This is a genomic window from Enterococcus salsurae (genome assembly GCF_054784955.1).
On sequence record NZ_BAAHWY010000005.1, the window covers coordinates 208,038 to 221,611 of the forward strand.

Below are 13,574 nucleotides of genomic sequence, written 5' to 3' on the forward strand. Positions count from 1 at the left end.
TCCACTTGATCGTGGACAACAAAAAAGAGACATCGTTATATCTTTTGAATAACGTGTCCCTAAACTTGTGCATGCCGCCGTGATTTTGAATTAAAAGAGCAATTCTAACGCTTCTCGTAATTCCGGCTTTAAGAAAAAATCCTTCACCAGCAATCCGTAAGTAACAATATTTGTTTTTCCGATTTCTTCAGGTGTTTTCCCAGTCAAATCTGCTAAAAGGCCATTTAGTTCAGCTTTGATTTCACTAGAATGACTCATGATGAATTTTGCTGCCTTAGCTACTAAATCAAAGCTTTGAGCTGAGATATCTGATTGGATAGCTTTCACTTGTTCTGCAAGCGATTCTTGCTCACCCTCAGATTTTTTGCTAGCTACCAGTGCCAAACCTTGCGCTTTTTGAGTTTGGATTTTGGCAGCATCTTTTTGTTTTAGGAAGTCAGTCACTAATTCAGTGACATTCAAAATTTGAACAATTTCGATCACTTTGAACAAATCATTGGCTTCGAGTTCACGCATGGAATACCCCAACAACCGTTCTTTAATTTTATTGTTCTTTTCAGCTGCTTTGATCTCAGCAGCTTTTTTTGCAGCTTCAATCTGGTCTATGGTTAATTGATCATTGGTTTCACTCATTTAGCTTTTTCCTCCTCTGGGGCACCGTCTACTTTTTTGGTTGTTTTGGCAGTTTCTTTTTTAACCTTATCGGTTTCGATTGGCTCAATTAGCACTTTTTTCAGTTTGTTGTTATCAGTGGATAGTTCTTTGATTCGTTTTTTGTCTTTATTGGTGTAAATATCACCTGACCAATATTTAACGCCTTTTTCAATAAATGGATAAATTACTTTATATTTCAAATGTACTCATCCTTTCTACGGCTCTAATTCAGGCTCTTTGGGCATTAGGATCTTGACTGGTAAAGAGGTAGTAGTCACATCCTCCATTGGCGTACGAGCAGCAAATGTCAGCGGATAAATCGCTTCTGCTTTGTCTTTCACTTCAAATTCCAATCCAGACGTGCAGATAGCAAAATCCATGATGATAATAACCGGCTTGTCTGATCCGCTAATTGTGCCGATATAGCCAAGATTTTCAATGTAATCTGACTCTTCGATTTTCTGTTTAGGCGTGATCACATCATATCCGGCTGGATATTTCTCATCATCCGATTCTTCTACATCAGCAAAAAGGGCCATCTTGACGTTGTCACGAGTGTGTTCAATGACATTCACTTCAAAGGTCCCTTCGCTTGACTCAATCATGTCACCGCCTACTGGTGTGGTAAATACACCATCAACTTCCACTTGGCGTAAATTGTTCTTTAAAGACAACTTAGATCCACCGCTTGTTGCTCCAAGTAGATCATATGTCCACTTTTTAGCCGTAGCATCCCAGGTTAAATTCCGAACTAACGCACCTGCATTTAAAAGGTAGCGCTTGGGTGTATCAGCAGTATAGCCACTTTTAGGTAAAGTATCGCTAGTAATTGCCATTCTAAATCCTCCAATCAAATTTGGCGTAAAGCCTTATATTCCGACGTTGCAAAGTGTCTGATCCAGTCGGCACATCATTGTCCGCGTCATACTGTATCTGAACCAAAAACTTATCTGTCACTTGATAGAAAGGCTCATTGTTAAATGATTCCATCATTGCTGACAGTGCTTTTTCGATTGCTACGTCGCTCTTGTTGTTATCAAACAGATCAACATCAATAAAGAATCCTTGTCCTGCAAAGTGAGTCGGCTCACCAGTCAGAGAAAAGGTTTGATAAGGATACACAACAGTTTTATTTTTGTTCTTTAGATAGTGCGTTTCGGGGACAATCTCACTGAAAAGCCCCGTTAAATAGTTGATTACATCAATACGTTGGCTCATCAGCTAAATTCCTCCAAATATTTCTTTTGCTAACGCTTCTATTTGTGATTTGTTTTTACGAAATGATGGTCGTAAATAGGGTTGGGGTTCTTGTCCCCAAGTGAAGAACCATTCCCCACTTGGATCCTGATAGACCCAACCACCTTTACGTCCCATTCCATTTTCAGCAAATTCACCCGTTCCCATTTCTACATATATGGCATATTCAACGTTTGTTCCTACATAACCAATCAATTCCGCCTCATCAACAACATAATCAATGGAATTTCTTAGTCTAGCTGTATGGACTGCTGCTAATGCAACGGCTTGCCCCTCAACTAACATGCAAGTTTGAAAAAGCCATTGAATCGTTGCTTCCTTTAAAACTTCTTTGGCTTCGTCAGAGTGATCAAGAAATTTCATTAAGCCCACCTCTTACAATAAATCTCAAGGTGATCAGATAATTCCATCACATCATCGACATAGGTTATTTCGTATTCAATGCCTGATCTTGGGTTAAGAATGCGATCGGTAGATAATATTTCAAAGCTTGTGTCTTCTGTTAAAAATATATGGCTAGACGTGGCCAGAAGGCTATTTTGGTAGGTTTGTTCATCAGAGCCTGTGATCATATCCAACCAACCTAAAATCTCGTGTACCGTTTGCCATTCAACGATAGGCTGATTCAATTCATCTTTTTCACCAGTTTCCTGTTCACGTCTGATTTCAAAGGGAAACATCGAACCACCTACCATTTCAATAGCTTGTATTTGTTAATGAAAGACATTAAAGTAGCTGGATAGCCATTGACTGACTCACCGCTGTTCTGATCATAGTAAGTCTCAGACATTCGAGAAACAGTCTTGGATTTCAATCCAACTTTATCGCGCATTTTAGCATCATAGGTCAAGAGTTTTCTAACCCCTGACAATATATCTGCCGGATACTCGATCTTGGTTAAAAAAGCATCTGGATCTGTCCCAGTGAATAATCTAGGGTTTCCTTCTAGATTTATAAGTTGCCCATCGATCGCATCCACAACATACAAACCATCGTTCCACTTACTGCCTGAAACTTGAATAGTATCTTCTGCCCTAAGACCTTGAATATCACCCAAAACGGTAATCGTCGTTTCATTTTCGAATCGTATTTGTTTAAAACGGACCTTCCGATTTTGAAAAGGATTATTAGTCAGCATTCGAATTGATTTTTCGATACCATCTAGATCCTCTTGAGTCGTATCAGGATAAATCTTCTTTGCATCTTCCAAGGATATGATCATAAGTCTGTCTCCTCTCTAAAGGAAAGAGGACAGCCTATTTGCCATCCTCTTTTTTTGCAGCAGCATCAGTTGCATCTTTTTTTGATTCTTTGACCTGCTTTTTCAATGCTTTGTTTTCAGCTTCCAGTTTGGCGATTTGTTCTTTTGAATCGTCACTTTCCTTCACTACAGCATTGTACTCAGCAATTGAATACGTCCGGCCGCCAGTAGCAGGTTCTACTACATCAAACTTCCCTTTTTTAACTTCGACTACATCGTAACCTTGTTTCAAATAATAGTCCTTTTCTTGTTCGGAGATAGTCAGTACCCGATTTTCCTTTTTAACTTGCATTATTCTCCACCCCCTGCTTCAGCTGCAGGTTCAATTACAAATTCAAGACCAGCTGATTTTTGTTCGAATACTAAAACGTCATCATACGATTGTTCATAGTATAAATAGTTCCCAGAAGTCTTAGCAGAAGGCTCATCCAAGGCAACAAAGTCATATTTTTGAGGTGCCGCCATACATGGAATATGGATCAACATCATTTGGATTTGTTGAGAACCAGTGATATCTTTTGCCCCATCAGTAAAGTCATACAACGTTTTGAAGCGTCCAGAAGGTACTGGCAAGATTTCCACTTCATCCAAACGTGAAACACGACGATCGATAGTTTGGTTATTGTTTTGAACTGATAATGAACGCGAAATACCTTCTGCCTGTTTCAAAACTTTTTTGATTGTAGGCGTTACATAAAGGACGCGGCCTTCAGTAGGCACTTCTGCATCGTCCATCTTCAGCATTAAGTCATCGAAGGTATCTAAAACATTTGAGGTAGTTAATTCTAACTCAGTAAACGAATTTGCTCCGTCAATCGCTTGTTTGCGAGCGAATAAACTTGAAAACATTTGTTTATCCATTTCAGGAATCTTTTCAACGTCATTATAAGTTTTGGTGATATTGGCAATTGACGTTACATAGTTCGTCTCATCAATATCTGATGGATCCACCAAAGTTGACCAATAACGCTCATTTTGCAACGTGTACTCTTCCCATTGGTTTTCGTAGTTCGCATCAATTCCTGTGATTGTTCTACGTGTACGGTCCTTACGACCAGATAAAATCAATAATTTAGGTAATTTGATCGTTTTAGCACCAGTGAACTTGATTAATCCATTCGATGGTGAATTCCAAAGACGTTGAGAATACAACAGTCCATTTTGCGAGTAACGTGTTTGTAACGCTGTTTGATACGCTGTTGCGTAGTTAATAATTGCTGCCATTTATTTTTCCTTCTTTCTTTTATTTGTTTTGTGGTAAATCTGAGGTGAATGCATCTACCATTGCTTGTGTTGGATCAGGGTCAGACTGCTTACCATTGCCAGGGTTTGGATTGATTCGTTGGAAATTGTCTAACGGATTCGGGTTATTATTTTGTTGATTGTTATTCGGATCTTGGTTATCATCCGTACCTTGAAAATAGGTGGGAATTTGTGCTTTCAAATCTTTCACTTTATTATCCAAGTCCTCAATCGACTTACCGTCCTCCGAAAGGCTAACTTCTCCCAATTTAAAACGCGCATATTCTAGATCTGTAACGCCTGCTTCTGTTAAAGCCGCATTTACTAAATCGTCAATAGTACGTTGGTTGGCTTGCCCCTCAAGTTCTGAAACGCGGCTTTCTGCTTGCTCTGCACGCTGTGTCAAATTTTGAATTTCTTCACTATTCACCGCTGCATCTAATTGTCCTTCGAGTTCAGTCGCACGATTTTCTGCTGCAGTCAGTCGTGTTTGAACTCCTTGGACAACTCGTGCATGATCCGCCACAACAGCATCAACCTGTTCCTCAGTTAAACCTAATACTCTTAATTGCTCTCTGTTCATTTCTATTGCTCCCTTACGCTTTTTTGTACAGTGCAACGACACTGTGGGTTGATATTTTTGACGGCATATCTGCCGGATAAACCTTTTAACGTCATGTTTAGGACAAAATAAAAAGGCCTAATAAATGATCAGGTCCCTAGTCTTCAGATGACATAATTTTGTCTAGTTTACCGCTTTGAGCAAACTCAATCAGTTTTTCTAGTGTTTGCATATCTACTTTGTATTTCCCAATGATAATGGTTGGTTCCAATGCTTGGCTTACTATCATAGGCGTGCCGCTAATAATTAGCGATTGCTTTTTGCCTATAGTATCTGCTTTTACTCCGGTCATTTTACTTCCTCCCAACTCTTAGATACTACTGTAGCCCCATTGGTTTCATACCATTTGACCGATTGCTGCAGGTTAGGCAACGTGTGGCTGATCATAGCAATTTTCAAAGTCGATTCTTGTTCCTGTAAAGATTCGACAATTTCCACACTCACATGGTTGCCATTCCAGACAGGTTTAATTTCCGTCAGCGTGACCTTACCATTTGAATCTTTCAGTTCATTCTTTACAGAATATCGACTATTTTCATCTTCAATTGCTTTTTTGTACGCACCAGCAAGGCATGTTGGTACTTTCAAGGTTAAAACCGCTTCATGGAAGTCATTCATGTCTGTTCCTCCTTTATTTTTTCAATTTTTTAATGATATCATCTAGCATCTGGTCCCATTTCTGTGAAGCCGTTGGAAAAAGCTCATACATCATTTTTCTCGAATCTTCATTAGCCACAGTTTCAAACATGTGGGCAAAAAATTCTGTTTCTTGTTTGCCAGAAGTTTTCCAGTATTTCAAACCATGGCCAGATCCTAATGGACCTTCTATGAATGCGCCAGTAGACTCCATCATGTCTGATAAAGAAGAATACATAAATGGATTTTCTTCTGCGAGCTTCTTATATTTGCGAACGATGTCGCTTTGTTGGAAAATAGTTAATTTTTTCGGGTTTTTCACCTTCTGATGATTTTTTCCATTCGCAGCCTCTAGATCACTATTGAACAGATCTAATAAATCGTCCTTGATTGCCTTTTTGATCTTGTAACCTGGAATCGCTGAGATATTATCAAAGTCACTATCTAATATTTCAACACTCGTACTATCAATAAAATGCCCCAATTCGTGATAGACAGTTTGCATAGGCTTATTATCGTGACTACCTTTAAACGCTTTTTCAGACAACTGAATAGTATTGCCTTGTCTGTAGCTTTTATCGTTAGATAATGCGTTGAAGGATAATTGATCTCCCAATTCGAGGAGCAGTGTTTTTACACGTTCGTCAGGGATTGCATCGAAGCTCTCCAAGAATGATGAATAATTCTCACTTCCGACCATTTCTTCCATGTTTGTTTTTCCGAAAACTTTGGCTTGCTTAGTATTTGGTTGCTGAACGCTTTCTTTTCTATCTGCCCACTCCTGATAATTCTTGTATTCAGAAACTTCACCAGTTGCATTGTCACGTCGCAGTTTCGGTTCATATCCTTTGATCACATTGATTGTACGGCACCGACAGTTGCAGTCCTCGCTCGCCACACCAAACATATGCGGTTGCAAAGTTTTCATGCCAGCAATCTCAAAATAATCATCGATATCTCGAATCTGGCCATCAAGTTGTCTGTGCGTGTTCCTGGTATCACCATCTAATGTTGATATCCATTTCTTTTGCGCCTTGATACCAAGATCTTTGGCATGCTGTTGTGACTGCTGACGAGTAACACTTGTGACACGCCCTGATTCTGTTCGTACGATATTCATGGCTCTTCGATAATTGGCCCCACCAATTTCAGCAATCTGGGCAGCCATTTTTTGAGTTGACCACCCTTTACCAAAGCCCCTTACAAGCACTCTGTTGAGGTTTTTCTTCATCTTTGATGAATTACCCTTTAAACGAGCAGAAAGCTTCCTGCCCGCAACTGGTGTATTGATTATGGTAGTGATTTGCTTTTCTGTTAGCATGGAAAAGGAAAGAGGTATTTCCTCGGTCATTTCGAATTCATAAAAGAGTTCGTTATAAGCAGTCCCGGCATCATGCGTCAAAAAATCATACATACTACGTTGCTGGTTTCCTTCGAGTTGGTTAGCTTTGGCATACATTTGACTACGAATCGACTCAAGGCGCTCCTTTTGCAGCTTTTTACTGAATTTATCATCTTTTTCAATCTGATCATTCAGTTCAATGATTTCCTTTGTCACTTCGTTGGCCAAATCTTTATATAAGGCTTGCAACTCTTTGCTGATATTTGATTCGGACTTATTGAGTAGTGATTCTATTTCCTTCTGGTACTTCGACATCAGGAACCACATCCTCTTCATAGTCTTGTTCATCCATCAGCTTCTTGATCTCTTCATAATCAAGATCAAAGACTTCGCAGATGTATTTGAGTACTGTTTCATCGTCCAAACGGACTGCAGCATTCAAAATGTTGTCAATTTCGATCTGTTTGCGCTCTGCTTTGGTCTTCTCACGTTCCTCAACTTCTGTTTCATCGATCATTGTGTCACGAGTGATTATGATTTCCAAATCAGATGTATCATATGCAGTATTATGGCGCTGATTGATATCCGCAACGATCAATTCGAGCATTTGTTTGATGATCTTTCGCAAGCGGATCTCTGCTTTATTACACTTTAGGTCTAACAAGGTGTATCTGGACTGGATAACCACATTTGTCACATTGCCATCACCGACCTGTGACGAATCAAATCCCATGCCAAACTTGTAGATACCCTCTTTATCAACCGTCAATTTGGCTTTACGAGCATCAACGGGGATGTTGACAGTATGGACATCAAGACCACCATTATCTCCGACACCAACGGCTCCGCGCGATCGTAGGTTGTTGATCAATTGTTCATAGCCGTCACCATTGAAACCTTTTACTGCAAAAAATGGCTGATCAAAGTCCTGTAAATTATTGGACAATGCACAAGCCATTAAATCATAGTCATCAATCAGTGGTTTAATCGGATCTAAATCAGTAGTTTGGTATTTATTGTTGTCATATCGTAGAAAGGGAATAAAATCAGCAACGCCAAGCGCATTCCCAATTGATCGTCCGTATGCTTCTTTGGTTTCTGGGTTCAATCTTGTGTCATGGTACAAAGGATTGACTTCCACCTTAGGATCAAGCTTAAAGCTTTGTAAATAGCCGCCTTCGCTAATGAAGTACCAGACTTTCTCACTATCCCACAACTCCGAACGAGTGACACGCATCGTCTTGCCATCTTGATAGATGTCGGTATCATAGTAGCGGATAATAGCAATCAAATTGTAATCTGCATCATAGATTTCGATTACTTTTAGGCTATCAGCCACTTGAAACGACAAGCGATCCTCACCTAACTTCGTATAAACGAATTCATAACCCTTTTGGCTGCCACCTTCGACCAATTCTTGCAGCATCAACTGAAAGTCCTCGTCAATGTATTGGTCAAGTAATTCCTGTAGCCCTTTTTGTTCTGTCTTGATTTCAACAGGATTTGACAACAAGTATTGGACCTTTTGATCAATTAGCTCTGTCAAATAGCCATGTGGTATTTTGATGTTGCTTCTTGATGTTTCCTCATGTACCTTGCCTTCATTGTCCATATAGAACAATCGGAAGTGTAAAATATCATGTTTGTATTGGTAATAATCGACACCCTTACGCATTTTTCGCTTATAGCTTGCTGTACGATCTGAATTCACTGCTTGTTGCACTGCAGATGCTAACGTCTTGGGTTCCTGAGATAAAAAATATTTCGGATCCAATGAAGAATCACTCCTTTCTTTTGATATAATCACTTATAGAAGGTGAGGTGAAAATGTGAGACATGAGGATAATCTAATTTATTACACTCAAGAAGTTTGCATGAACGGCCATCAAATATGGTCTGATAGCGATCGAGATAGTGACCCAAAGCCTAATCAGTATTGTGAAGATTGTGGAAAACGAATAATTTGTACCTGCCAAAAATGCAATAAACCTATTGACGGAGAAATATTCGAAAGCGATATGTTACCGATTGAAATAAATCCATCTGTTCCAAATTTTTGCAGGCATTGCGGAGAGCCTTATCCATGGACTGTATCAATTATGGATAGCACAATCGAGCTGTTAAATCTAGATAGCTCCCTTTCCAACAAGCAAATAGCAAGTGTCGAAAAGTCCATACCTGATTTACTTGTAGACACCCCCAGAACAAAGGTTGCTGCAGTTAAATTCAAACAGATATTAAGCGGAACAGGATCCATAGTGAAAGATGGTTTAAAAGAACTCTTAGTTGATGTTGTCTCTGAAACGGCAAAAAAAATGTTGTTCCCCTAAAAGTCTTCTATTTGAAGGCTTTTTTAGTACAACCATCCATCTGGTTTGAGTACCGTATAACAAAAATACCTAACAGCATCCATAGCATGGTCATTTTGCTTGGTAGGTTTATCTTCCCCACGATTGACAGCCTTCACATCCCAAATATAGGCACTAAACTCTTTCAGAGTGTTAATACAATTCGGTGCGAAAGCTATTTTATCTTCATTCAAAAGAGACCCAACGAATCTTATACCGTCAAGCACATCGTTATTGGCTTTTCTGATGAAGTATCCATATTTTCTTAGTTCAGCAATAAAGGAAGCTGCTGATGGGTCAATGATGATTGCTTTTGGCTTTATGCCACCAAGAAACTCAACTAAATCGGCAGCAAACTCACTATCAGTTTTTTGTTTCTTCTTATCTCTACCAGAATAGTAGTATTCTCTGACACATACCCATTTTCCATCTTTGCTTTTTTGCCACATTAGAAAGACGGTGGCATTTTGCGTACCATAGTCAACACTGACATAGGTTTCACCAGTCGCAAGATCAAAAATTTTTTGATATACATGCTTCGCTTGATCAAACATATCGTAAATAATGCCTTCAGCGACCGTCCAAAGACCTAAAATATATCGTTGGTAAAATACACCAGAATACATATTCCGATATCTTTGCTTAATTGTTTCATCCAAACTAAGGTTGTCATCCATGGTAAAATGGAGATATACTAGGTTCTTTTCTTTTAGCTTATCGATCCAATTGATTTTGAACCAGTGATATGGACCATCTGGGTTGCAGTTAAACCAAAACTTGGAACCTTTCTCGGAACAACGCCCAGTCGCTTGGTTTACAAATGATTCTGGCATAAGCGCTACTTCATCAAAGAACATGCCAGCTAATGTAATACCTTGAATTAAGTCTTGCGATCGTTCATCCTTACCACCGAAAATATAGAAGTAATTGGTCTTACCTTTTTTTGTGACTTCTAACATATTGTCAGCACGATGGTCTTTGTAACGATAACCTCTCGATAGAAGCATTAGCTTTAGCCAAAAAAGCACGTTCCTTCTAAATGATCCGATAGTTTTACCAGCCATTCCAAGGTTTTTGCTGTCAAATGTTGACATAGCCCACATGACATAAGATAAACACATTGAAATAGTTTTGCCTGAACGAATAGCGCCATCGGCTATGATTCCATCTTTATCTTTGACAGCAGACTTCTTGGTCCACCAAGTAAGAATCATCTTCTGTTTTTTGCTGAAAGGTTTGAACTTAAATACTGCCTGTTTTACTCTTCTGGCCATAGTTCTTCACCTTCAGATTCCAAAGCTTCCAAGAACCCATCATCTTCCATATCAAACTCTTCACTGCCATCCTTATTCTTAGCAATAGCCGCTGCAATCTGCGCTTCTCGCAATCGATCACCGCCAAGATATTTCATGAGTTCTGACATTGCTTTTTGCTTGTCATAGAGTTTGACAGAAACTCCGTCTTTGCCTTTTTTGACTTCTTGAATGAGTGTGCCATCAACTTCATTGGAGTTTTTTAAAGCCACAAATGAGGTTAAGTAAGTAATTGGTTCACCTGTTTCAGGATCTAAAACAGGAACTGGTTCAAAATCTTCGTTCAACTCTGTTTCGACCTTAACTTCATTGCCAAACTCAGTAAAGTCAGTAATGTCCGCAAATGCTTGCTTTACATACTCATGAATCAGATCTTTAATACCGACAAAAGTATCTTGTTGCAATTCTGCTTTAAGTCGATACAATTCCTTTTTTATGTTAGGATTTGCAAGGGCTCTACTTCCTTCTGTCCTAGCGGTATTATAGGCACATTGATTGGCTTGTTGATAAGCCTTGGTGGCATTGAAGCTTTGTAAGTAATAAAGACAGAACAACTTTTGTTGCTCTGTTAGATCGTCATTGTCTATTACTGGTTGCACCTCTTTTTTGTGTGCAACCTTTCCTTTCTTGGTTGCAACCTTTTTTTCAGGAGGTGCATTCCACTTTCTAGACTTCCAAGACTTAACTGTATTGATAGATACCTCATACTTGGCGGCTATGTCTTTGTACTTCATGCCTTTTTGATAATCTATGTATGCTAACTCCCATTTTTGCACATCAACGCCACCGCCTTCATAATGTTTTTAACAGCAAAAAAACGGCCCACATTAGGACCGCTTTCTTTTTCATCTTTACTTAGTAGGAAGTATCAAAGATTGTGTGAGTAATCTAACAGACAACTCCCCAAAGTCACTGGTGAGGACTTGAACCTCACTTACGAGTCGTACACATCTTATGCATAGCCTCTCCATTTCCCCGGTCTGGCACAGCAACATAATAAAAAGACGGCGTAGCGAATGAAGAGAGGAGTGAACTCAACTCCGTTCTATTTTAATTTTTTGGTTGCCGTCTTAATTAAAAACAGGGCGCTGTGTAATGAATTTTCAGAAAGGAGAAATCTGCCAACAATCATAAAGGAGTGCGCCCTGATATTTACAATGATTGATAATATATTTTAATACATAAAACCGATGATAAACCGCATGTAATCCACATAAAAACCACGGCGATTCAGCAATATTCTACTAATTTACCTTTTCGATAGGCTTCTGCAAACTCTATCAACGCAGTAGCTTTGTAATCTTCGATGGTCCTTACAGCATATCCCATCTTATCTGCGATCCAAACATTAGTGTAGCGATCAACAGTACAAAATGAATAATACAAAACTTGACGGCTGTCTAGACTCAATCTCATTAGTGCCAATACGATAGCGTCTCTTTCCGCCTCTGCGTCCATCATTTGAATAATTGCATCTTCTGACTTATTGCCGTTACTAGGTGTTTTAGGCATGTCAGTAATAATTGGGGAACGGACATCTATCTTTGAACGACCAGCAATCCGTTCCCAACGTCGATAATTTTTCAAAATGTTTCTTGCGTTCTGCCTAGTTCTTCGAAAATCTACTTCTCTTAATAGCAACATTGCTCAATCGCCCCTTTATTTGGTATAATGAATTTACCTTGGCGGGGACAAAATCATTATTTTGGGGGGCATTGGGCGATTGCTTAATGCTTTTTATTTTGCGTTTTTTTCAATCTCTTTTAACTGCTCTGTGACGATCACTTCGATGATCAAAGCCATCTTGTTCCAAATGATTGCTTCTTCCATAACTCTGCTCCTTTTTATCGGTAGCCTTGCCGATCACGACACTCCCCACCATTAGTAAAACGAATCCTAAAAACACTAACACTGCAATTGTCATAGTTATCCTCCTGCTTCCATGGCGTCTCTTGCTAACGGGTCATTGATAATAATCTTGTACTTAGTTTCCAGCAGTTGCAGTTCTGATTCCAGTTTAGCAATCTTGTTCTGTTGATTTTTAATCGTGTAGGAGAATGTTGCAACTACCAGAAAAACAAATATGATCAAAATAACTTTATAGACATTCTTCATTGTTTGCCCCTTTCAGTTATCGTATAGGATAGCCAACTTAGACCAGCGATCATCAGCAACAGTATTATGATGATAGAATAATCAACTTTCATTGGCTTGCTCCAATAGTTCTGGGTTATCGTAGATGTTGCCTAAAATAGTTATATCGCTAGATGTTAAGTTAAAATTGTGCAAAAATATTTCTTCTAAATCTTCCGCATCAGGTAAACTCATGGAAACAGAAATACCATCAATTTCACTAGGTATAGGTTTGGGAGTATCGAAATCATACTTGGCATCTTTGATAATCCATGCTGTTCCTGTTTCGTCTTTATCAACCACACCGATCATATGATTTTCTTGGTAATAGCCCATTGGCCACTCTTCCCAAAAGATATCAATGATGTCACCTCTATAAACGTCCTTTTCTTCATCGTCTTCGTGTGAATCTGACATATACCCTTTCAAACCAGTGGATTTCCCAAGTGTCTCAGGCACTATTTCAATTAAATATTCATGTAGTCGTTCTGGCGGATAGGCTACTTTGTCTGTCAAAAGAATAGGAATCATGTGGACCACGTCGCAAAAGCTATTTGGAATCGGAACTCCTACAACCCACTCTCCATTGTCTTTTCTTTTACCTCTAAATTTTGGTATCATTTTATCCCTCCTGTTCGCTATCGCTGACGATTGCGGAATTATCAGTCACTCTTCCTCCTGTTCCAAAGCTCTAGCATTTTCTAGAACGTTGCTAAAAAGGTAACTAAGATTTTCTGTGTCAAGTTCATCAGGATAATTCCACCCA

Annotated in this window: 20 protein-coding genes; 1 reads left to right on the forward strand and 19 read right to left on the reverse strand. The window is 39.1% G+C overall.

All coding sequences use genetic code 11. The annotated features are described in order from the left end of the window. Window positions 1-90: 90 nt before the first annotated feature. From ACYVRS_RS13255 to ACYVRS_RS13320, 14 genes are all read right to left on the reverse strand, one after another. A complete protein-coding gene (locus ACYVRS_RS13255) occupies window positions 91-633 on the reverse strand; it encodes a hypothetical protein (protein WP_461203529.1) in 543 nt (180 codons plus the stop codon). After that, window positions 630-854 carry a hypothetical protein gene (locus ACYVRS_RS13260; RefSeq protein ID WP_461203530.1) on the reverse strand — a complete coding sequence of 75 codons (225 nt, stop codon included), beginning with the start codon at window positions 852-854 and terminating at the stop codon, window positions 630-632. The genes ACYVRS_RS13255 and ACYVRS_RS13260 overlap by 4 nt, the downstream gene beginning before the upstream one ends. Before the next feature lie 15 nt (window positions 855-869). Beyond that, a complete protein-coding gene (locus tag ACYVRS_RS13265) occupies window positions 870-1,490 on the reverse strand; it encodes a hypothetical protein (protein ID WP_461203531.1) in 621 nt (206 codons plus the stop codon). 1 nt (window position 1,491) lies between these two features. Continuing rightward, window positions 1,492-1,872 (reverse strand): hypothetical protein, encoded by a 381-nt coding sequence (locus tag ACYVRS_RS13270; protein WP_461203532.1) that lies wholly within the window; start codon window positions 1,870-1,872, stop codon window positions 1,492-1,494. Between the two features lie 3 nt (window positions 1,873-1,875). Beyond that, complete coding sequence (locus ACYVRS_RS13275; protein WP_461203533.1) at window positions 1,876-2,274, reverse strand: HK97 gp10 family phage protein; 399 nt, start codon at window positions 2,272-2,274, stop codon at window positions 1,876-1,878. Continuing rightward, window positions 2,274-2,591: a head-tail adaptor protein gene (locus ACYVRS_RS13280; RefSeq protein ID WP_461203534.1), complete on the reverse strand. Its 318-nt coding sequence runs from the start codon at window positions 2,589-2,591 to the stop codon at window positions 2,274-2,276. The genes ACYVRS_RS13275 and ACYVRS_RS13280 overlap by 1 nt, the downstream gene beginning before the upstream one ends. A gap of 8 nt (window positions 2,592-2,599) precedes the next feature. Then, window positions 2,600-3,133, reverse strand: a complete 534-nt coding sequence (locus tag ACYVRS_RS13285; RefSeq protein WP_461203535.1) for a hypothetical protein — start codon at window positions 3,131-3,133, stop codon at window positions 2,600-2,602. 34 nt (window positions 3,134-3,167) lie between these two features. Continuing rightward, window positions 3,168-3,464 carry a hypothetical protein gene (locus ACYVRS_RS13290; RefSeq protein ID WP_461203536.1) on the reverse strand — a complete coding sequence of 99 codons (297 nt, stop codon included), beginning with the start codon at window positions 3,462-3,464 and terminating at the stop codon, window positions 3,168-3,170. After that, window positions 3,464-4,396: a hypothetical protein gene (locus ACYVRS_RS13295; protein ID WP_016608630.1), complete on the reverse strand. Its 933-nt coding sequence runs from the start codon at window positions 4,394-4,396 to the stop codon at window positions 3,464-3,466. Before ACYVRS_RS13295 ends, ACYVRS_RS13290 begins: the two co-directional genes overlap by 1 nt. A 19-nt stretch (window positions 4,397-4,415) precedes the next feature. After that, window positions 4,416-4,997: a phage scaffolding protein gene (locus ACYVRS_RS13300; RefSeq protein WP_461203537.1), complete on the reverse strand. Its 582-nt coding sequence runs from the start codon at window positions 4,995-4,997 to the stop codon at window positions 4,416-4,418. 136 nt (window positions 4,998-5,133) lie between these two features. Beyond that, on the reverse strand, window positions 5,134-5,328 hold the full coding sequence (locus ACYVRS_RS13305) for a hypothetical protein (protein ID WP_461203538.1): 195 nt from the start codon (window positions 5,326-5,328) through the stop codon (window positions 5,134-5,136). Continuing rightward, window positions 5,325-5,654 (reverse strand): hypothetical protein, encoded by a 330-nt coding sequence (locus ACYVRS_RS13310; RefSeq protein ID WP_461203539.1) that lies wholly within the window; start codon window positions 5,652-5,654, stop codon window positions 5,325-5,327. The genes ACYVRS_RS13305 and ACYVRS_RS13310 overlap by 4 nt, the downstream gene beginning before the upstream one ends. Before the next feature lie 13 nt (window positions 5,655-5,667). Continuing rightward, window positions 5,668-7,329, reverse strand: a complete 1,662-nt coding sequence (locus tag ACYVRS_RS13315) for a phage head morphogenesis protein (RefSeq protein WP_461203540.1) — start codon at window positions 7,327-7,329, stop codon at window positions 5,668-5,670. After that, window positions 7,289-8,788, reverse strand: coding sequence for a phage portal protein (locus ACYVRS_RS13320; protein WP_461203541.1), 1,500 nt, complete (start codon window positions 8,786-8,788; stop codon window positions 7,289-7,291). The genes ACYVRS_RS13315 and ACYVRS_RS13320 overlap by 41 nt, the downstream gene beginning before the upstream one ends. A 55-nt stretch (window positions 8,789-8,843) precedes the next feature. Between ACYVRS_RS13320 and ACYVRS_RS13325 the strand changes: the two genes are divergently transcribed. After that, window positions 8,844-9,344, forward strand: a complete 501-nt coding sequence (locus ACYVRS_RS13325; RefSeq protein ID WP_461203542.1) for a DUF2321 domain-containing protein — start codon at window positions 8,844-8,846, stop codon at window positions 9,342-9,344. 23 nt (window positions 9,345-9,367) lie between these two features. Here the strand turns inward: ACYVRS_RS13325 and ACYVRS_RS13330 are convergent, their stop codons facing one another. From ACYVRS_RS13330 to ACYVRS_RS13350, 5 genes are all read right to left on the reverse strand, one after another. Then, a complete protein-coding gene (locus tag ACYVRS_RS13330) occupies window positions 9,368-10,636 on the reverse strand; it encodes a PBSX family phage terminase large subunit (RefSeq protein ID WP_461203543.1) in 1,269 nt (422 codons plus the stop codon). Continuing rightward, window positions 10,621-11,451 (reverse strand): terminase small subunit, encoded by an 831-nt coding sequence (locus tag ACYVRS_RS13335; RefSeq protein WP_461203544.1) that lies wholly within the window; start codon window positions 11,449-11,451, stop codon window positions 10,621-10,623. Before ACYVRS_RS13335 ends, ACYVRS_RS13330 begins: the two co-directional genes overlap by 16 nt. Window positions 11,452-11,905: 454 nt before the next feature. Next, entirely contained in the window at window positions 11,906-12,319 is a 414-nt protein-coding gene (locus tag ACYVRS_RS13340; RefSeq protein WP_312540914.1) for an ArpU family phage packaging/lysis transcriptional regulator, read from the reverse strand. Between the two features lie 282 nt (window positions 12,320-12,601). Then, window positions 12,602-12,790, reverse strand: a complete 189-nt coding sequence (locus ACYVRS_RS13345) for a hypothetical protein (protein ID WP_461203545.1) — start codon at window positions 12,788-12,790, stop codon at window positions 12,602-12,604. A gap of 81 nt (window positions 12,791-12,871) precedes the next feature. After that, window positions 12,872-13,429 carry a YopX family protein gene (locus ACYVRS_RS13350; protein ID WP_461203546.1) on the reverse strand — a complete coding sequence of 186 codons (558 nt, stop codon included), beginning with the start codon at window positions 13,427-13,429 and terminating at the stop codon, window positions 12,872-12,874. Window positions 13,430-13,574: the final 145 nt, after the last annotated feature.